The sequence below is a fragment of the Klebsiella sp. Shm-1 genome (assembly GCF_040804525.1).
Classification (GTDB): Bacteria; Pseudomonadota; Gammaproteobacteria; order Enterobacterales; family Enterobacteriaceae; genus Klebsiella; species Klebsiella pneumoniae.
Map to the genome: position 1 here is coordinate 2,295,269 of NZ_CP161823.1, position 17,638 is coordinate 2,312,906.

General features: G+C 59.1%; 18 protein-coding genes. 9 read left to right on the forward strand and 9 right to left on the reverse strand.

The genetic code is table 11. The features are described 5' to 3' along the window. Positions 1 to 30: 30 nt before the first annotated feature. A complete protein-coding gene (locus AB1E37_RS11205; RefSeq protein ID WP_004180146.1) occupies positions 31 to 927 on the reverse strand; it encodes a DMT family transporter in 897 nt (298 codons plus the stop codon). Positions 928 to 1,107: 180 nt separating this feature from the next. Here AB1E37_RS11205 and AB1E37_RS11210 point away from each other — a divergent pair, with 180 nt between their 5' ends. Next, a complete protein-coding gene (locus AB1E37_RS11210) occupies positions 1,108 to 1,977 on the forward strand; it encodes an AraC family transcriptional regulator (RefSeq protein ID WP_004151213.1) in 870 nt (289 codons plus the stop codon). Here AB1E37_RS11210 and AB1E37_RS11215 read toward each other — a convergent pair. Beyond that, entirely contained in the window at positions 1,954 to 3,120 is a 1,167-nt protein-coding gene (locus tag AB1E37_RS11215) for a benzoate/H(+) symporter BenE family transporter (RefSeq protein ID WP_004214979.1), read from the reverse strand. The genes AB1E37_RS11210 and AB1E37_RS11215 overlap by 24 nt on opposite strands. A gap of 185 nt (positions 3,121 to 3,305) precedes the next feature. Here AB1E37_RS11215 and AB1E37_RS11220 point away from each other — a divergent pair, with 185 nt between their 5' ends. Then, positions 3,306 to 3,875: a helix-turn-helix domain-containing protein gene (locus AB1E37_RS11220; protein ID WP_002907473.1), complete on the forward strand. Its 570-nt coding sequence runs from the start codon at positions 3,306 to 3,308 to the stop codon at positions 3,873 to 3,875. A gap of 10 nt (positions 3,876 to 3,885) precedes the next feature. On the opposite strand, the gene AB1E37_RS11225 is transcribed toward AB1E37_RS11220, so the two are convergent. Beyond that, entirely contained in the window at positions 3,886 to 4,053 is a 168-nt protein-coding gene (locus AB1E37_RS11225; protein WP_004220096.1) for a hypothetical protein, read from the reverse strand. Positions 4,054 to 4,086: 33 nt separating this feature from the next. On the opposite strand from AB1E37_RS11225, the gene AB1E37_RS11230 reads away from it, so the two are divergent. Then, positions 4,087 to 6,048: a U32 family peptidase gene (locus AB1E37_RS11230; protein WP_029884162.1), complete on the forward strand. Its 1,962-nt coding sequence runs from the start codon at positions 4,087 to 4,089 to the stop codon at positions 6,046 to 6,048. Positions 6,049 to 6,060: 12 nt separating this feature from the next. On the opposite strand, the gene AB1E37_RS11235 is transcribed toward AB1E37_RS11230, so the two are convergent. The 5 genes from AB1E37_RS11235 to AB1E37_RS11255 all read right to left on the reverse strand — a co-directional run bounded on the left by AB1E37_RS11235 (position 6,061) and on the right by AB1E37_RS11255 (position 9,354). After that, positions 6,061 to 6,291, reverse strand: coding sequence for a DUF2554 family protein (locus tag AB1E37_RS11235; RefSeq protein WP_004143781.1), 231 nt, complete (start codon positions 6,289 to 6,291; stop codon positions 6,061 to 6,063). A gap of 149 nt (positions 6,292 to 6,440) precedes the next feature. Further along, positions 6,441 to 6,725 (reverse strand): hypothetical protein, encoded by a 285-nt coding sequence (locus AB1E37_RS11240; RefSeq protein WP_029884163.1) that lies wholly within the window; start codon positions 6,723 to 6,725, stop codon positions 6,441 to 6,443. A gap of 96 nt (positions 6,726 to 6,821) precedes the next feature. Next, positions 6,822 to 6,947: a DUF2474 domain-containing protein gene (locus AB1E37_RS11245; protein WP_004180143.1), complete on the reverse strand. Its 126-nt coding sequence runs from the start codon at positions 6,945 to 6,947 to the stop codon at positions 6,822 to 6,824. Then, positions 6,947 to 7,957: a cytochrome d ubiquinol oxidase subunit II gene (cydB, locus tag AB1E37_RS11250; protein WP_004898566.1), complete on the reverse strand. Its 1,011-nt coding sequence runs from the start codon at positions 7,955 to 7,957 to the stop codon at positions 6,947 to 6,949. The genes AB1E37_RS11245 and cydB overlap by 1 nt, the downstream gene beginning before the upstream one ends. Further along, a complete protein-coding gene (locus AB1E37_RS11255) occupies positions 7,957 to 9,354 on the reverse strand; it encodes a cytochrome ubiquinol oxidase subunit I (protein WP_004151214.1) in 1,398 nt (465 codons plus the stop codon). Before AB1E37_RS11255 ends, cydB begins: the two co-directional genes overlap by 1 nt. Before the next feature lie 687 nt (positions 9,355 to 10,041). Here AB1E37_RS11255 and AB1E37_RS11260 point away from each other — a divergent pair. The 6 genes from AB1E37_RS11260 (at position 10,042) to patD (ending at position 17,111) form a co-directional block, all read left to right on the forward strand. Then, the gene (locus AB1E37_RS11260) at positions 10,042 to 11,454 is read left to right on the forward strand and encodes a PLP-dependent aminotransferase family protein (protein WP_004898563.1); all 1,413 of its coding nucleotides are present in this window, start codon (positions 10,042 to 10,044) and stop codon (positions 11,452 to 11,454) included. 304 nt (positions 11,455 to 11,758) lie between these two features. Next, a complete protein-coding gene (gene ydcS / locus AB1E37_RS11265; RefSeq protein WP_002907384.1) occupies positions 11,759 to 12,904 on the forward strand; it encodes a putative ABC transporter substrate-binding protein YdcS in 1,146 nt (381 codons plus the stop codon). 16 nt (positions 12,905 to 12,920) lie between these two features. Beyond that, on the forward strand, positions 12,921 to 13,934 hold the full coding sequence (locus AB1E37_RS11270; protein ID WP_004898560.1) for an ABC transporter ATP-binding protein: 1,014 nt from the start codon (positions 12,921 to 12,923) through the stop codon (positions 13,932 to 13,934). A gap of 1 nt (position 13,935) precedes the next feature. Further along, positions 13,936 to 14,865 (forward strand): ABC transporter permease, encoded by a 930-nt coding sequence (locus tag AB1E37_RS11275; RefSeq protein WP_002906903.1) that lies wholly within the window; start codon positions 13,936 to 13,938, stop codon positions 14,863 to 14,865. Then, on the forward strand, positions 14,855 to 15,661 hold the full coding sequence (locus AB1E37_RS11280; RefSeq protein ID WP_004143773.1) for an ABC transporter permease: 807 nt from the start codon (positions 14,855 to 14,857) through the stop codon (positions 15,659 to 15,661). Before AB1E37_RS11275 ends, AB1E37_RS11280 begins: the two co-directional genes overlap by 11 nt. Positions 15,662 to 15,683: 22 nt before the next feature. After that, positions 15,684 to 17,111, forward strand: coding sequence for an aminobutyraldehyde dehydrogenase (gene patD, locus AB1E37_RS11285; protein ID WP_004175939.1), 1,428 nt, complete (start codon positions 15,684 to 15,686; stop codon positions 17,109 to 17,111). Between the two features lie 340 nt (positions 17,112 to 17,451). Here patD and AB1E37_RS11290 read toward each other — a convergent pair whose 3' ends face one another. Next, a complete protein-coding gene (locus AB1E37_RS11290) occupies positions 17,452 to 17,574 on the reverse strand; it encodes a small membrane protein (RefSeq protein WP_004898558.1) in 123 nt (40 codons plus the stop codon). Positions 17,575 to 17,638: the final 64 nt, after the last annotated feature.

Below are 17,638 nucleotides of genomic sequence, written 5' to 3' on the forward strand. Positions count from 1 at the left end.
TGACGACGGCGCTGGTTTTCTTCAGCCTCCTCAGGCCAGCCTTCGGCGCAGCAATAGCTGTTCCGGTTTGGCAAACATTACCAGGTTACCCAGCAGGATCAGCGCCAGCCCGATCACGGCGCTGCTGTGCCAGACATACCCTTCATAAACGGTGGAAATGGATAAGGCGACCAGCGGAAACAGCAGCGTACTGTAGGCGGCTTTGCTGGCGCCGATGCGCCCCACGAGAGTGAAATAGGCGCCAAAGGCGATGACCGAGCCGAACAGCGCCAGGTAAAGCAGGGCGCCCAGATAGCTGACGGTCCATTCTGGCATAAAATTATCGCCGCGCAGCAGAGCGATCGCCCCCATCACCAGCGTGCCGTAGAGCATCGCCCAGCTGTTGGTGGTCAGCGTTTCCAGCCCGCGGCGCTGGTGGCGAATACTGAACATATTGCCGAGCGAAAAACCGTAGGTACCCAGGGCGCTCAGCCCGATCCCCCACAGCAGCGAGGCGTTCAGTCCGTTGGCCAGCAGGTCGTCCCAGAACAGGATGACGATACCGGCGAGACCCAGCGCGGCGGCGGCCCAGAAGCGGCCCGGCGGCTGCTGGCGGAAAAAGAGAAAGCTGTTGATGGCGTTAAACAGTACCGCCATCGAAAAGATCACCGATTCCAGACCGGTATTGATCCAGGCGGCGGCGGTATAAAAACACCAGAAATTAAAGCAGAAGACGCAGCAGCCCTGCAGCAGGCAGCAGAGATGATCTTTCGCGCCCAGCGGCCGCAGGCGTCGTGTGACGAGCAGAATCGCCAGCATCGTGACGCTGGCTACGGCGAAACGCCAGAAAATCGATACCGGCGCGGCCACCGGTCCCTGTTGTAAAAAAATCGCGATCCACGTTGTACCCCAGATCACGACAACGAGTGCATAGAGTAATGCGTTCACCCTGGTTCTCCTCTACCTGTTGATGGGAGGAGTATGCCGGCTGCCGCCTGCTGCGGCTTTCACCGGTTTGTTGTCGGCTTGCAAATTCTTGCGCTTATTTGCCCTCCGCTGGCGGTGAGGACTGGAAACCGCGCCGTAGTCTCCCTAGACTAGGGCTTTTACAGACAATGTGTGAAGACGATGGGTTACGGGACATTTGAAACATTACGGCGACAGAACGCGGTGCTGAAGGGAACCGTGGAGCTGAATTCCGGTATTCAACTGGCCGCCTGGTATAACAATTGCGATACCGTGACGGTGCGCAGCGACCATCATACCTTAAGTCTGTACGTCGCTGATGGCTACGAAAGCTATCAAAAGACGCCGCACGGCTGGAAAAATGGCGGCGGCCCGGATCGTTTTTGTCTGATGCCGAAAGGCGATGAAAGCGTATGGGATATCCGCGGCGATCTGTCGTTTGTGCATCTTTACTGTACCGATGCGCACCTGCGTCGCGTCGGCGAGGAGGTGTGGGACCGCAGCCCGGCGAACTTCACCCTGCAGGAAAAGACCTTCGCCAGCGATGATAAAATCACCGCAGTGTATCGTCAGTTTTTGCTGGCTAACGACTGGCGGCAGCCGGCGAACCAGCTGACCCTCAGCGCCGCCAGCAGCTTACTGCTCACCCATCTGATCCAGCACTATTCCACCGTGCAGTGGCGTTTGCCGACGGTCACCGGCGGGCTGGCGCCAGGCGTAAAGCGTCACGTACTAGCCTGGATCGATGCTCATCTCGATCAGCCCTTGACCCTGGCCGACCTGGCGCAGCAGGCGGGTCTGAGTGAGTTTCATTTTGCTCGTATGTTTCGTCAGTCGCTAAATATGGCTCCGCATCAGTACGTCATGCAGCAGCGAATGGCGAAGGCGCAAAACCTGATCTGCCATAGCGCGCTGCCGTTAACCGAGATAGCGCTGGCCTGTGGTTTTAGCTCCCCCAGCCATTTCAGCCATCGGGTCAAAGCCGCCACCGGCCTGACGCCCTCCCAGCTACGGGCGGCGCAGCGCGGATAGCACGCCGTAACTCACCCCGCCGAGCACCACGCCCCAGAAGGCGGAGCCAATTCCCGCCAGCGTCACCCCGCTGGCGGTGACCAGGAAGGTTAGCACTGCCGCATCGCGCTCACTGGCCTGATGCACTGCCTGAAACAGACTCCCGCCGATGGTGCCGAGCAGCGCCAGACCCGCCAGCATCTGGATCCACGCCGGCGGCAGGGCCGACATCAGGGCGGTGATTGACCCGCCGAACAGACCGGCCAGCAGATAAAAACCGCCCGCGGCTATGGCCGCCAGCCAGCGCTGGTTCGGATCCGGGTGCGCCTCCGGGCTCTGGCATATGGCGGCGGTGATCGCCGCGATGCAGATGGAATAAACCCCAAACGGCGCCAGCAGTAGTGCCAACCCCCCGCAAACGACGATCAGTGCGGAGACCGGTACGGTATAGCCTGATGCCTGCAGGGTGGCGAACCCTGGAGCGTTCTGCGAGGCCATGGTGACGAGGAAGAACGGCAGACCGACGCTGAGCAAAAGCGCCGGAGTAAACTGCGGGGCGACCCATTCCGGCGTCACAAATGCCAGCGGCACGGCGGCGCTAGCCACATCCCCGGACGCCGCCGCAATCAGCGCTCCAATCACCAGCGCGGCCACCACGGCGAAGCGGGGCCACAGCGCTTTACACAGCAGCCAGGCGGCGAGCATCCCGCCGCACAGCGGCAGATGATCCTGTAAGCCGGCGAAGGCCTGCAAACCAAACCGTAGCAGGATCCCAGCCAGCATCGCGGCGGCCAGCGAATGGGGAATGATCTGCATCAGCCGGGCAAACAGGCCGGTGGCGCCGCAGATAACGATCAGCGCGTTGGCGAAAATAAAGATCCCCACGGCCTCGGCGAGGGTCACCCCCTGCAGGCCGCTAACTAACAGCGCAGCGCCCGGCGTTGACCAGGCGGTGAGCACAGGAACTTTCCGCCAGGCGCTCAGCGCTAGAGTACTGATGCCCATGGCGAGGCCAAGAGCCGTCATCCAGCCGGCGATCTGCCCGGGGGTAGCGCCGGCCGCGGCGGCGGCCTGCCAGATGATGGCGGCGGAGCTGGCGTACCCCACCAACACGGCGACGAAGCCAGCAAACAGAGTGGGAAGCGGAAGACTAAACGAGCGCATCGATGATTCTCATGTGCGTTATAACATCCATTCACTGTATCATTGTGCGTTATAACGCACAAGCGGTGGTTCGCGCAGCAACCCTGGGAGAAAAACTCGCCGCCAGTGGCGTACGATGCCGTTAAACGTCCTGAAAAAATCAGACAAATGGCGGTATACTTTGCGCAGTAAAAACAGGAGGAAGGATGAATATTGCGCAACATCTGGCGGCAACGCTTAAAACCCTGCGCCAGCAGCGAGGCTGGAGCCTGTCGCGACTGGCGGAAGAGACCGGGGTGTCGAAAGCCATGCTCGGGCAGATTGAGCGGAATGAATCAAGTCCAACGGTGGCGACGCTGTGGAAGATTGCCACCGGGCTGAACGTACCGTTTTCGGCGTTCATCGTCCCGGACGCCAGCGCCGCGCCCTCCGCGTTTGATCCGCAGCAGCAGGCGATGGTGGTGACGCCAGTATTCCCGTGGGATCCCGAGCTGCGCTTTGACCATTTTTCGATAACCCTTGCCCCCGGCGCGCTGAGCGAATCAACGCCGCATGAGAAAGGGGTGATTGAGCATGTGGTAGTGATAAGTGGTACGCTGGATTTGTGCTTACAAGGGGAGTGGCACTCGCTGCAGGCGGGTGAGGGTAGGCGTTTCGCCGGCGACGCGACGCATGCGTATCGTAACCGCGGCGCCCAGGCGGCCCATTTCCATTCTCTTATCCATTATCCAAAAGAAAAAACCGCGAGCGAACCCGCGGCCAGACAAGATGACTGATGATAACCACTCACAACGTGACGAGGAAAATCCGGAATACGTGATGACAGTACTCTTCGCCGTGATTTGAGGGAAATATCTTTTCCGTCAATACTTTGTTGAAAAGTGAAAATTCGTCGTCGTGTGACGGCGGAAAAGGTTTTCGTCTGCGCCCGGTTCTGACTACAATAGCCGCCATTTCGACCCCCTTATACTGGATAACAACACGCGTATGCGCCTGCACAATCATCGTCTTGAACTTCTTAGTCCTGCCCGCGACGCCGGTATCGCTCGCGAAGCGATCCTTCACGGCGCCGATGCCGTTTACATCGGTGGACCTGGCTTTGGCGCCCGCCACAACGCCAGCAACAGTCTGAGCGATATCGCCGGGCTGGTGCCTTTCGCTCATCGCTTTGGCGCAAAGGTATTTGTGACGCTGAACACCATTCTGCATGACGATGAACTGGAGCCGGCGCAGCGGCTGATTACCGATCTCTACGACGCAGGCGTCGATGCGCTGATCGTCCAGGATATGGGGATCATGGAGCTGGATCTGCCGCCGATTGAGCTGCACGCCAGCACCCAGTGCGATATTCGCAGTGTGGAAAAAGCGAAGTTTCTCTCCGACGCCGGCTTCAGTCAGATCGTGCTGGCGCGCGAACTGAACCTCAGTCAAATCAAAGCCATTTACGACCACACTGACGCCACTATCGAATTCTTTATCCATGGCGCGCTGTGCGTGGCCTATTCCGGGCAGTGTTACATTTCGCACGCCCAGACCGGACGCAGCGCCAACCGCGGCGACTGCTCGCAGGCTTGCCGCTTGCCGTATACCCTGAAGGACGATCAGGGGCGGGTGGTGGCCTATGAGAAACATCTCCTGTCGATGAAGGATAACGATCAGACCGCCAACCTGGCGGCGCTGATCGACGCTGGCGTACGCTCCTTCAAAATTGAAGGCCGTTACAAAGACATGAGTTATGTGAAAAACATCACTGCGCACTACCGTCAAATGCTGGATGCCATTATCGAAGATCGCGGCGACCTGGCGCGCGCCTCGGCTGGACGCACCGAGCATTTCTTTATCCCGTCCACGGATAAAACCTTCCACCGGGGCAGCACTGACTACTTTGTTAATGCCCGCAAAGGCGATATCGGCGCCTTTGATTCGCCGAAATTTATCGGCCTGCCGGTAGGTGAAGTTCTGAAGGTAGGCAAAGACCATCTCGACGTTGAAGTCAGTGAACCGTTAACCAACGGCGATGGTCTCAACGTGATGATTAAGCGCGAAGTGGTGGGCTTCCGTGCTAATACCGTGGAAAAAACCGGCGAAAACCGTTATCGGGTATGGCCGAACGAGATGCCAGCGGATCTGCATAAAGTGCGCCCCCATCAGCCGCTCAACCGCAACCTCGATCATAACTGGCAACAGGCGCTGCTAAAGACCTCCAGCGAACGCCGCATCGCGGTAGATGTGACGTTGAGCGGCTGGCAGGAGCAGCTGGTTCTCACCATGACCTGTGAAGATGGCGTCAGCGTGACCCACACCCTTGACGGGGAGTTCGCCGAAGCTAACCAGGCGGAGAAAGCGCTGGCCCACCTGCGTGACGGTGTCACAAAACTGGGGCAAACCATCTATTATGCGCGCGAGGTGCAGGTTAATCTGCCGCCGCTGTTTGTGCCCAACAGCCTGCTCAACCAGCTGCGTCGGGAAACTGCGGAGATGCTGGATGAAGCGCGCCTCAACGCCTGGCAGCGTGGCACCCGCAAGCCGGTCTCCGTACCGCCGCCGGTCTACCCGGAGACCCATCTCTCCTTCCTCGCCAACGTCTATAACCACAAGGCGCGGGCGTTCTACCAGCGCTATGGCGTACAGCTGATCGACGCCGCTTATGAAGCGCACGAAGAGAAGGGCGATGTGCCGGTGATGATCACTAAGCATTGTCTGCGGTTCGCCTTCAACCTCTGCCCGAAGCAGGCGAAAGGCTCCATCAAGAGCTGGAAAGCCACGCCGATGCAGCTGATCCATGGCGATGAGGTCCTGACCCTGAAGTTTGACTGCCGTCCGTGCGAAATGCACGTGGTCGGCAAGATCAAAAACCATATCCTCAAAATGCCGCACCCGGGCAGCATTGTGGCCTCCGTCAGCCCGGACGATCTGATGAAGACGCTGCCGAAGCGCAAAGGGGCCTGATTCGAGTCGATGCTATTGGCAGGATGCCCGCGGTTTACGGTCGTCCTGCCAGCGGTGATGTTCGCGCAGGTCTGCGGCGGCCTCCTCGTGCTGGCTGCGAAGCTCATCGCTATCCGCTTCGTGCAGCAGTTGCTGTTCGAGACTTTGCACCGGAAAGTACTCGTGTCCCTGACGATGGGCCAACAGATGCCCGGAAAATAATGCGCACAGCAACAGCAGGGCGCTTATGCTTCTCTTTAACATACCTTTTCTCGACGGAACAATGGCGTGGACATACTATGTCAGGCGCAATGCAGGCTTTTTTCCGGGCATCTCAAAGAACGGCAAGAGTTTGTCAACGATGGCTGACGAAGGATGAAAAAAGGCCTGACGCGGAAGGCCAGGCCAGAGTGTTACGCTTTCGGCGGCAGCGGTTTCCCGCTGTGCTCGCTCCCTTTTGGCGGCAGCTTGCCGTTGTGCGGCGGCTGTTTACCGTCGTGCTGCGGCTGTTTGCCGTCTCGTTGTGGCTGTTTGCTGTTGTATTGCGCTTGCTTACCATCGTGTTGGCCGTTTTTCACCGGCGGTTTACCCTGATGCTGCGCGCCTTTTTCCGGCGGCGGCGGCGGGTTGTCGGCAGCAAAAGCCCATGACGACATTCCAAGCGTCATTACGGCGGAGAGTAAAGCTAACTTCTTCATAGCAATATCCTTTCTTCAGATGTATCGCCGTATTTCATCAGGCAAAAGTGAAGATAAGATGGAGAAGTCCCTTTTCGGACCTCTCTGCATCCACCCTCAGACTTTTAGCCCTGCGGCGGTCATCAGCAGGCGAAACAGCAGGCTAATGGCGGCCAGCGTCAGTACGCTGCCTCCCCAGAGCGCGATCAGCCACAGCAGACGTTTAGGCCAGGCAGTACGCATCAGTGATATCCCTCCCCAGGCTGAACTTTGCCGCGGAACACGTAATAGCTCCAGCAGGTGTAGCCAAGAATGACCGGAATAATCAGCAGGGCGCCCACCAGCATAAAGCCCTGGCTTTGCGGGGGAGCGGCAGCCTGCCACAGCGTGATGGCCGGCGGGATAATATGCGGCCAGATGCTGATCCCTAGTCCGCTGAAGCCGAGAAAGACCAGGCCCAGCGTCAGCGTGAAGGGCGAAACATGGCGGTCGCGCTGATGCAGCGTGCGCCACAGCCAGCCGCTAACGAGGATCACCAGCAGCGGCACCGGCAGCAGGAAATAGAGATTCGGCAGGCTGAACCAGCGGGCAGCAATCGCCGGGTGCGCCAGCGGAGTCCACAGGCTGATGACGGCAAACACCACCAGCAGGGCACCCAGCAACTGCCGCGATACGCTGCGCATTCTCTGCTGCAGCGCGCCTTCACTTTTCATCACCAGCCAGGTGGCGCCGAGCAGCGCATAGGCCACGCATAGTCCGAATCCGCAGAACAGGCTGAACGGGGTCAGCCAGTCAAACATGCCGCCGCTGAAGGCGCGACCGCTGACGGTGAAACCGTTGATCACCGCCCCGACCACCACGCCCTGGCTGAAGGTTGCCAGCAGGGAGCCGCCAAAAAAGGCGCGATCCCAGAATGGCCGGTGCGACGGCGTAGCCTGGAAGCGAAACTCAAAGGCGACGCCGCGAAAAATCAGGCCGATCAGCATCAGGGTCAGGGGGATCGACAGGGCGTCGATGATCACCGCGTAGGCGAGGGGAAAGGCGCCAAACAGGCCGGCGCCGCCGAGCACCAGCCAGGTTTCATTGCCATCCCATACCGGCGCGACGCTGTTGACCATTACGTCGCGATCCCCGCCGCCCCGCACCGTGCTGAACAGCAGGCCGATGCCCAGATCAAAGCCATCCATGACGATGTACATCAGCGTGGCAAAGACGATAATCACGAACCAGATCACCGATAATTCGATACCCATTAGCGGGACTCCTTCTGCAGATAACCTTCAGTGGCGGCGGACAGCGGGCGGGCTGGCGTACCGGTTGTCGCCGGGAGCATCTCCTGCGGCCCCTTGCGGATCAGGCGCAGCATATAGCTGTAGCCGACGCCGAAGACGGCGCTGTACACTACGATAAAGGTCAATAAACTGACCGACATATGCAGATCGCCATGAGCGGAAACGGCATCGGCGGTGCGCTGAACGCCATACACCACCCAGGGTTGGCGGCCCACCTCGGTGGTCACCCAGCCGGCGAGAATAGCGATCAGGCCGGATGGCCCCATCCACAGGGCAAAACGCAGAAACGGCCGCGAGTGGTATAGCCGGTCGCCGCGACGCAGCCACAGGGCCAGCACGCCCAGCAGCAGCATCAACATGCCCAGCCCGGCCATCAGGCGAAATGACCAGAACACCACAGTAGAATTCGGGCGCTCCTCAGGAGCGAACTCTTTCAACGCTGGCACCTGTTTATCAAGACTGTGGGTGAGGATCAGACTGCCCAGGGCCGGTATCTCAAGCCCGTAGCGGGTGCGCTCCTGGTCCATATCGGGCCAGCCAAACAGCAGCAACGGCGTTGGTTCACCCGGCGGATTTTCCCAGTGCCCCTCAATGGCGGCGATTTTCGCCGGCTGGTGCTTCAGGGTATTCAGGCCATGCATATCGCCGATCAGCGCCTGGACGGGGGCGACCAGCAGCGTCATCCATAGCGCCATTGAGAACATCTTACGGATCGCCGGCGACTGATTGCCGCGTAGCAGATGCCAGGCCGCCGAGGCGCCGACAAACAGCGCGCTACTGAGAAACGCCGCTACTGTCATATGCAATAATCGGTAGGGGAACGACGGATTAAAGATCACCGCCAGCCAGTCGACGGGCACGACCTGGCCATCAACGATCTCAAACCCCTGCGGGGTCTGCATCCAGCTGTTAGAGGCGAGGATCCAGAAGGTGGAGATGATAGTACCCAGCGCCACCATGCAGGTGGCGAAAAAGTGTAGCCCCGGCCCCACGCGGTTCCAGCCGAAAAGCATCACCCCGAGGAAGCCCGCTTCCAGAAAGAACGCCGTCAGGACTTCATAGGTCAGCAGAGGGCCGGTTATGCTGCCTGCAAACTGTGAGAAACCGCTCCAGTTGGTGCCGAACTGGTAGGCCATCACCAGCCCGGAAACGACCCCCATACCGAAGTTGACGGCGAAAATCTTCGACCAGAAATGGTACAGCGAGCGCCAGACGGGATTTTTTGTTTTTAGCCATAAGCCTTCGAGCACCGCCAGATAGCTGGCCAGTCCGATGGTAATGGCGGGGAAGATAATATGAAATGAGACCGTAAAAGCGAATTGAACTCGCGCCAGATGGAATGCATCAAGACCGAACATGCAGGACTCCACAACAAAATTGATTCAGCGCAATTTTAGGTGGGGTGACGACTGAGGGGCAGAGGCAGTCACGCCATTTTTTATCATAACAGTTGGCCGCTGTTATGATTTTTCAGCTGTTGCCAGGGCGAGAAAATATCCTTGCGCAAGCTTGATTAATCCCTGCGGAAGGTGATTAGGCGTCTATTCCGCTGTCTGTCATATTATTGCTAACGGCTGGCTACGCGGCCCTGCCGCCGGTATGGCGTAGTCACCTGGTCGGCATAATATATCCTTACCACCCGCCGTAGCTCATATTTTGGCTTACGAAATCCGCCACGGATTTTTACTCTGATTTATTGTCACTCATTAGTATGAGAATAAGTAAAAACGCTGAGCCGGTTAATCGTAAATTAAATAATAATAAATTGTCGGCTCCGCGGCTAATTTGTACTGTATGAGCTCGGGAATAAATAAAAGGGAATGCCAATGTCTGAAAAAGGATTACAGAGTCTGTGCATTACGCTTGGCGTAATGATTATCTTCTGGTTTGTTTTAATCTCGCTATTCTGGGTGGTGATATTTTAAACCCATCCCGTGCTATCACGGCGACGCGGCCGCCGCTGCAGATATAACAGTTACAGGAAACTATGATTTTTTTATAACTGATATATGATAATGGGACGTTATCGTACGGGGACGGCCGCAATGAAAAAGTATCAACAGTTGGCGCAGCAACTGACCGAGCAGATCGCCCTTGGCGTCTGGTTGCCTGGCGATCGGCTGCCGTCGCTGCGCGAGCAGGTGATCAGCAGCGGCATGAGCTTTATGACCGTCAGCCATGCCTATCAGCTGCTGGAAAGCCAGGGGCGCATCGTCGCCCGTCCGCAGTCGGGTTATTATGTTGCCCCCCAGCCGGTGAAGCTCCGCCAGCCGGCGCCGCCTGCCCAGGTCACTCGCGATGAAGCCGTCGATATCAATACCTATATCTTTGAGGTGCTCCAGGCCAGCCGCCAGGCGTCGATGCTGCCCTTTGCCTCGGCCTTTCCGGACCCGCGTCTCTTCCCGCTGCAGCAGCTCAACCGCTCGCTGGCGCAGGTGAGTAAAACCGCCACCGCCATGAGCGTCATTGAGAATCTGCCGCCGGGCAATGCAGAACTTCGGCATGCCATTGCCCGTCGCTATGCCCTGCAGGGGATGAACGTCTCGCCGGACGAGATCGTCATCACCGCCGGGGCGCTGGAGGCGCTTAACCTCAGCCTGCAGGCGGTGACCGAGCCGGGAGACTGGGTGGTGGTGGAAAACCCCTGCTTCTACGGCGCCCTGCAGGCGCTGGAGAGGCTGCGTTTGAAAGCATTGTCGGTGGCCACTGACGTCAGGGAAGGCATTGATCTGACGGCGCTGGAGGCGGCCCTGCAAAACTATCCGGTGAAGGCCTGCTGGCTGATGACCAACGGCCAGAATCCGCTCGGCTTCACCCTCAGCGCTGAAAAAAAAGCGGCGCTGGTGGCGCTGCTGACGCGCTATAACGTGATGTTGATCGAAGATGATGTCTACAGCGAGCTCTATTTTGGCCGCGAAAAGCCGTTACCGGCGAAGTTCTGGGATCGCCAGGAGATGACGCTGCACTGCAGCTCGTTCTCAAAATGTCTGGTACCCGGCTTTCGTATCGGCTGGGTGGCGGCCGGCAAACAGGCGCGGCGGATCCAGCAGCTCCAGCTGATGAGTACGCTTTCCACCAGTTCGCCGATGCAGTTAGCCCTGGTGGATTACCTGTCCACCAAGCGCTATGACGCCCACCTGCGCCGTCTACGTCGTCAGCTGGCGGAGCGTAAACAGCAGGCCTGGCAGGCGCTGCTGCGCCATCTGCCGCCGGAGGTCATCGTCCACCACAGCGACAGCGGCTACTTTCTGTGGATCGAACTACCGGAAGGGGCCGACGCTAGCGCACTTAGCGCCCGGGCGCTTGCGTCGCACATCAGTATTGCCCCAGGGAAAATGTTCTCCACCTCCGACAGCTGGACCTCGTTTTTCCGTTTTAATACCGCCTGGGGCTGGGGGGAACGCGAAGAGCAGGGGGTGAAGCGCCTGGGGGAGCTTATTCGCGAACAGCTTGCCTGACCCTGTCGTTTATTTTTCTCATCATAAACATTCTGCGAAAATAAGCGAAAGAGGATTTTTATCGAGGCCGGTCATTATTTTACCGGCGCTCACCATAGGAAATATGCATACCCCTCCTCATTCCCTAACTCGTTGTCTATAATCCATAAAGTCCTGCTTGTGTTGGCGATTTTTACGTAATGCGTCCCGGGTCACAACCTGAATAAATTCCCCTGGGGGCGTTAATCCGCTGACTACCCTTATTTCAGGAGATATTTTTACGGCACGGCTGCCGCTAATTCCTTTGTGACAGGAGTAACACCTGATGAGCAAAAAAATTGCCCGTTGCAGCCTTTATGTGCTGGGTATGGCTTGTTTGACCGTTCAGGCGGCAGAGCCGCTCACCTCGCTGGATAAACCGGAAGGGCGGCTCGATATTATTGCCTGGCCGGGATATATCGAACGCGGTCAGACCGACAAACAGTACGACTGGGTGAGTCAGTTCGAAAAGGACACCGGTTGCCAGGTTAATGTCAAAACCGCTGCCACCTCTGACGAGATGGTCAGTCTGATGGCCAAAGGCGGCTACGATCTGGTCACCGCCTCGGGTGATGCTTCGCTGCGCCTGATCATGGGCAAACGCGTGCAGCCGATCAACACGGCGCTGATTGCCGGCTGGGGCTCCCTTGATCCGCGTATTGCGAAGGGGGCGTGGTTTAACGTCGGCGGTAAAGTCTATGGCACGCCGTATCAGTGGGGGCCGAACCTGCTGATGTACAACACCCGCGTATTCCCGACGCCGCCGGACAGCTGGCGCGTGGTGTTCGTCAAGCAGGATCTACCGGATGGTAAAACCAACCAGGGGCGGGTGCAGGCCTATGATGGCCCGATCTATATCGCCGACGCCGCGCTGTTTGTCAAAGCCACCCAGCCGCAGCTGGGGATCGAAGACCCCTATCAACTGACCGAAACCCAGTACAACGCGGTGCTGAAAGTCCTGCGCGACCAGCAACCGCTGATCCATCGCTACTGGCATGACGCCACCGTACAGATGAACGACTTCAAAAACGAAGGGGTAGCCGCCTCCAGTTCGTGGCCCTATCAAGCCAACGGCCTGAAGGCGGAAGGCCAGCCGGTCGCCACCGTGTTCCCGAAGGAGGGGGTAACCGGCTGGGCGGATACCACCATGCTGCACAGCGAGGCGAAGCACCCGGTCTGCGCCTATAAATGGATGAACTGGTCGCTCACGCCGAAGGTGCAGGGCGATGTGGCGGCCTGGTTCGGTTCGCTGCCGGTGGTGCCTGAGGGCTGTAAAGCCAGCGCGCTGCTCGGTGATAAAGGCTGTGAGACCAACGGCTATGAGCAGTTTAACCGCATTCACTTCTGGAAAACGCCGGTTGCGGAAGGCGGGAAATACGTGCCCTATAGCCGCTGGACTCAGGACTATATTGCGATAATGGGCGGCCGCTAAGGATCGGAGGCAAACAATGACGTACGCGGTCGAGTTTCAGAATGTATCGCGCCTGTATGGCGATGTGCGGGCGGTGGATGGGGTTAGCATTGGCATACGCGATGGAGAATTTTTCTCGATGCTGGGTCCGTCCGGCTCGGGTAAAACCACCTGCCTGCGGCTGATTGCCGGTTTTGAGCAGCTCTCCGGCGGAACCATCCATATCTTTGGTCAGCCGGCCAGCGAACTGCCGCCCTGGCAGCGGGATGTGAATACCGTGTTCCAGGACTACGCGCTATTTCCCCACATGTCGATCCTTGACAACGTCGCCTACGGCCTGATGGTCAAAGGCATGGCGAAGAAAGCGCGCCATGCCCGCGCCCAGGAGGCGCTGGAGAAGGTGGCCCTTGGCTTTGCTCATCATCGCAAGCCCTCCCAGCTCTCCGGCGGCCAGCGGCAGCGGGTCGCGATTGCCCGGGCGCTGGTGAACCAGCCGCGGGTGCTGCTGCTCGATGAGCCGCTGGGCGCCCTGGATTTGAAACTACGCGAGCAGATGCAGGTGGAGCTGAAAAAGCTGCAGCAGTCGCTGGGGATCACCTTCATCTTCGTGACCCACGACCAGAGCGAAGCGCTGTCGATATCGGATCGCGTGGCGGTGTTTAACAACGGGCGCATTGAGCAGGTGGATGCCCCGCAGGATCTCTATCTGCACCCCAGGACCGCATTTGTGGCCGGTTTTGTCGGCACCGCCAACGTTTTTGCAGCCGAGGCGGCCCGACGATTGTGCGGGATGGCGGGCAGCTGGTCGCTGCGTCCGGAGCATGTTCGCCTGCAGGGCGGCGGCGAGGTGCAGGTGCAGGGTGTGGTGCAGGCGGTGCAGTATCAGGGGGCGGCGACGCGGATCGAGCTCCGCCTCGCGGATGGCGACAAACTGCTGGTCAGCCAGGCCAACATCGATGGCGCGGCGGCGGCCAGCGTTCCGCGAACCGGGCAAATAGTACAGGCGTCATGGTCGCGCTCGGCGATGACCCCGCTGGAAAGCGGAGGCTGAGATGACCATGGCAATAACTCCTGCTCAGACCGGGCGCATATCGGGGATCTTCTGGCGCCGACCGGCGCTGGGCCTGTTTTTACTGCTGCTCGGGCCGCTGATGTGGTTTGGCATCGTCTATCTGGGATCGCTGCTGACCCTGCTGTGGCAGAGCATTTATACCTTTGACGACTTCACCATGTCGGTGACCAGCGACTTCACGCTGGCTAACCTGCGGGCGCTGTTCAACCCTGCCAACTACGATATTATTGTGCGGACCCTGGTGATGGCGCTGTGCGTCACGCTGGCCAGCGCGCTGCTGGCGCTGCCGATGGCCTGGTATATGGCGCGCTATACCAGCGGCAAAATGAAGGCCTTCTTTTATATCGCGGTCATGCTACCAATGTGGGCCAGCTATATCGTCAAAGCCTATGCGTGGGTGCTGCTGCTGGCGAAAGATGGCGTGGCGCAGTGGTTCCTCGGTCATCTTGGACTGGAGGGGGCGCTGAACGCGCTGTTGAGCGTCCCGGCGGTCGGCGGCAATACCTTGTCCACCTCCGGCCTTGGACGCTTTCTGGTGTTCGTCTACATCTGGCTGCCGTTTATGATCCTGCCGGTGCAGGCGGCGCTGGAGCGTATTCCGGGATCGTTGCTACAGGCCTCGGCCGATCTGGGCGCGGCCCCGCGGCAGACCTTTCGCTACGTGGTGCTGCCGCTGGCCATTCCCGGCATCGCCGCTGGGTCGATCTTCACCTTTTCGCTGACGCTAGGCGACTTTATCGTGCCGCAGCTGGTGGGCCCGCCGGGATACTTTATCGGCAATATGGTTTACTCGCAGCAGGGGGCGATCGGCAATATGCCGATGGCGGCGGCGTTTACCCTGGTGCCTATCGTCTTGATTGCCCTCTATCTGGCGTTCGTGAAACGTCTGGGAGCCTTCGATGCACTCTGAACGTGCGCCCTGGTATCTGCGACTGGCGACCTGGGGCGGGGTGATATTCCTCCACTTTCCGCTGCTGATTATCGCCATCTATGCTTTTAATACGGAAGATGCAGCCTTTAGCTTTCCGCCGCAGGGGCTGACGCTGCGCTGGTTCAGCGAGGCGGCCGGGCGCAGCGACATTCTGCAGGCAGTGACACTGTCACTTAAGATCGCCGCCCTGTCGACCGCCATTGCCTTAGTGCTTGGCACGCTGGCTGCAGGAGCTCTGTGGCGCAGCGCCTTTTTTGGCAAAAATGCGGTGTCGCTACTGCTGCTGCTGCCTATCGCCCTGCCGGGGATCATTACCGGCCTGGCGCTCCTGACGGCGTTCAAAGCGGTCGGCCTTGAGCCTGGCCTGCTGACGATAGTGGTGGGGCACGCGACCTTCTGCGTGGTGGTGGTGTTTAACAACGTCATCGCCCGCTTCCGCCGGACTTCGTGGAGTATGGTGGAAGCCTCGATGGATTTAGGCGCTACCGGTTGGCAGACCTTTCGTTACGTAGTGCTGCCCAATCTGGGGTCGGCGCTGCTGGCGGGGGGAATGCTGGCATTCGCTCTGTCGTTTGATGAAATTATCGTTACCACTTTTACCGCGGGGCATGAACGCACCTTGCCGCTGTGGTTGCTGAATCAGCTGGGGCGGCCGCGAGATGTGCCCGTCACCAACGTTGTCGCGCTGTTGGTGATGCTGGTAACGACGATACCAATCTTAGGGGCCTGGTGGCTCACCCGCGACGGCGATAACGACGCCGGAAACGGGAAATAAAACCATGAAACAGGATAATGCTATGCAACACAACCTATTGATAAACGGTAAGTTAGTGGCAGGTGAAGGCGAGAAGGTTCCGGTATATAACCCTGCAACCGGCGAAGTGATCCTGGAGATTGCCGAAGCGACAGCGGCCCAGGTCGATGCCGCCGTTGAGGCGGCGGACCGGGCATTCGATGCCTGGAGTCAGACGACGCCGAAGACGCGTGCGGAATGTCTCCTGAAGCTGGCGGACGCCATCTCGGCGCAGGCTGAAACCCTGGCGCAGCTGGAGTCGCTGAACTGCGGCAAGCCGCTGCACTGCGTGATTAATGATGAAATGCCGGCCATCGCCGACGTCTTCCGCTTCTTCGCCGGCGCCGCTCGCTGCCTGCCGGGGATGGCGGCCGGAGAGTATCTCGAAGGGCATACCTCAATGATCCGCCGCGATCCGGTGGGCGTGGTGGCCTCCATCGCGCCGTGGAACTATCCGCTGATGATGGCGGCCTGGAAGCTGGCCCCGGCGCTGGCGGCGGGCAACTGCGTAGTGATAAAACCCTCGGAGATCACCCCGCTGACGGCGCTGAAGCTGGCGGAGCTGGCAAAAGATATCTTCCCGGAGGGGGTTATCAACGTGCTGTTTGGCCGTGGTAAAACGGTGGGCGACCCCTTGACCGCCCACGTTAAAGTGCGAATGGTCTCCCTGACCGGATCGATTGCCACCGGAGCCCATATCATTGGCCATACCGCCTCGTCGATTAAACGCACCCACATGGAGCTGGGGGGTAAGGCGCCAGTGATCGTTTTTGACGATGCGGACATCGATGCGGTGGTGGATGGGGTGCGGACCTTCGGTTTTTACAACGCCGGCCAGGACTGCACGGCCGCCTGCCGGATCTACGCCCAGCAGGGTATCTATGACCAGCTGGTGGAGAAACTTGGGGCGGCGGTGGCCAGCCTGAAAATGGGGGCGCCGGAGGACGCTGCCACCGAACTGGGTCCGCTGAGCTCGCTGGCCCATCTTGAGCGCGTTAGCGCGGCGGTGGAAGCCGCAAGGGCGCTGCCGCACATTAAGGTGGTCACCGGCGGCAGTCGGGCTGACGGCGCGGGCTATTACTTCCAGCCGACGCTGCTCGCCGGCGCCCGGCAGGAAGACGCTATTGTCCAGCGCGAAGTGTTTGGTCCGGTAGTCAGCGTGACGCCTTTCAGCGATGAAGCGCAGGCCCTGAGCTGGGCGAATGACTCTCAGTATGGCCTGGCCTCCTCGGTATGGACGAAAGATGTCGGTCGCGCCCATCGTCTTAGCGCCAGGCTGCAGTACGGCTGCACCTGGGTCAATACCCACTTTATGCTGGTCAGCGAAATGCCGCACGGTGGCCAGAAGCTGTCAGGCTACGGCAAGGACATGTCGATGTATGGCCTTGAGGATTATACCGTGGTCCGCCATGTGATGGTTAAGCATAGCTAAAGGATTGATCATTTAGCGCCAGGCGACTATTGCGCGATGGGTGTGTTAGGCCGCTAATAGTCACAATGGCAAAAATTGTCAAAACTCAACCCAGGGGATATGAGATTATTCTGATGCCCCTTCAAGAGCTAAGCCATCATGAGTGCCGGAGATAAGCGCCGGATGGGGTCCGCCAGTCACCCTGGGCGCACAGCGCCCGGCGGGTGGGGCGGCAACATCGCGGTTCGCGACCGAATTGCGGCCCCTGTCTGTCGGCAGGGGCTTTTTTGTGCTCGCAGAAGAGCGAAGAGATGAGCCGGCCAGTCGCGCCGGGGTAACGAGAATACCGCTTTAATTACTTTCAGCGCTTGGTTTTTTTGCTGGGCAGGCTGGCGCTGCGCCGGTCACGAATGTAGGAAATAATATTATACACCGCCGCGACCAGCAGGATTAGCGCGATGACCAGCGTGATGATTCCGGACATATCCACCTCGAAATTCACAGCGCGAACTGCGCTAAAGCATTACCAATGGTTATGAATGTAAGTA

Excerpts from the sequence above, each read along its gene's own strand:
- AB1E37_RS11210 (WP_004151213.1), top strand. The coding sequence starts at position 1,108 with ATGGGTTACGGGACATTTGAAACATTACGGCGACAGAACGCGGTGCTG.
- AB1E37_RS11215 (WP_004214979.1), bottom strand. The coding sequence starts at position 3,120 with ATGCGCTCGTTTAGTCTTCCGCTTCCCACTCTGTTTGCTGGCTTCGTC.
- AB1E37_RS11220 (WP_002907473.1), top strand. The coding sequence starts at position 3,306 with ATGAATATTGCGCAACATCTGGCGGCAACGCTTAAAACCCTGCGCCAG.
- AB1E37_RS11225 (WP_004220096.1), bottom strand. The coding sequence starts at position 4,053 with ATGGCGGCTATTGTAGTCAGAACCGGGCGCAGACGAAAACCTTTTCCG.
- AB1E37_RS11230 (WP_029884162.1), top strand. The coding sequence starts at position 4,087 with ATGCGCCTGCACAATCATCGTCTTGAACTTCTTAGTCCTGCCCGCGAC.
- AB1E37_RS11235 (WP_004143781.1), bottom strand. The coding sequence starts at position 6,291 with ATGTTAAAGAGAAGCATAAGCGCCCTGCTGTTGCTGTGCGCATTATTT.
- AB1E37_RS11240 (WP_029884163.1), bottom strand. The coding sequence starts at position 6,725 with ATGAAGAAGTTAGCTTTACTCTCCGCCGTAATGACGCTTGGAATGTCG.
- AB1E37_RS11245 (WP_004180143.1), bottom strand. The coding sequence starts at position 6,947 with ATGCGTACTGCCTGGCCTAAACGTCTGCTGTGGCTGATCGCGCTCTGG.
- cydB (WP_004898566.1), bottom strand. The coding sequence starts at position 7,957 with ATGGGTATCGAATTATCGGTGATCTGGTTCGTGATTATCGTCTTTGCC.
- AB1E37_RS11255 (WP_004151214.1), bottom strand. The coding sequence starts at position 9,354 with ATGTTCGGTCTTGATGCATTCCATCTGGCGCGAGTTCAATTCGCTTTT.
- AB1E37_RS11260 (WP_004898563.1), top strand. The coding sequence starts at position 10,042 with ATGAAAAAGTATCAACAGTTGGCGCAGCAACTGACCGAGCAGATCGCC.
- ydcS (WP_002907384.1), top strand. The coding sequence starts at position 11,759 with ATGAGCAAAAAAATTGCCCGTTGCAGCCTTTATGTGCTGGGTATGGCT.
- AB1E37_RS11270 (WP_004898560.1), top strand. The coding sequence starts at position 12,921 with ATGACGTACGCGGTCGAGTTTCAGAATGTATCGCGCCTGTATGGCGAT.
- AB1E37_RS11275 (WP_002906903.1), top strand. The coding sequence starts at position 13,936 with ATGACCATGGCAATAACTCCTGCTCAGACCGGGCGCATATCGGGGATC.
- AB1E37_RS11280 (WP_004143773.1), top strand. The coding sequence starts at position 14,855 with ATGCACTCTGAACGTGCGCCCTGGTATCTGCGACTGGCGACCTGGGGC.
- patD (WP_004175939.1), top strand. The coding sequence starts at position 15,684 with ATGCAACACAACCTATTGATAAACGGTAAGTTAGTGGCAGGTGAAGGC.
- AB1E37_RS11290 (WP_004898558.1), bottom strand. The coding sequence starts at position 17,574 with ATGTCCGGAATCATCACGCTGGTCATCGCGCTAATCCTGCTGGTCGCG.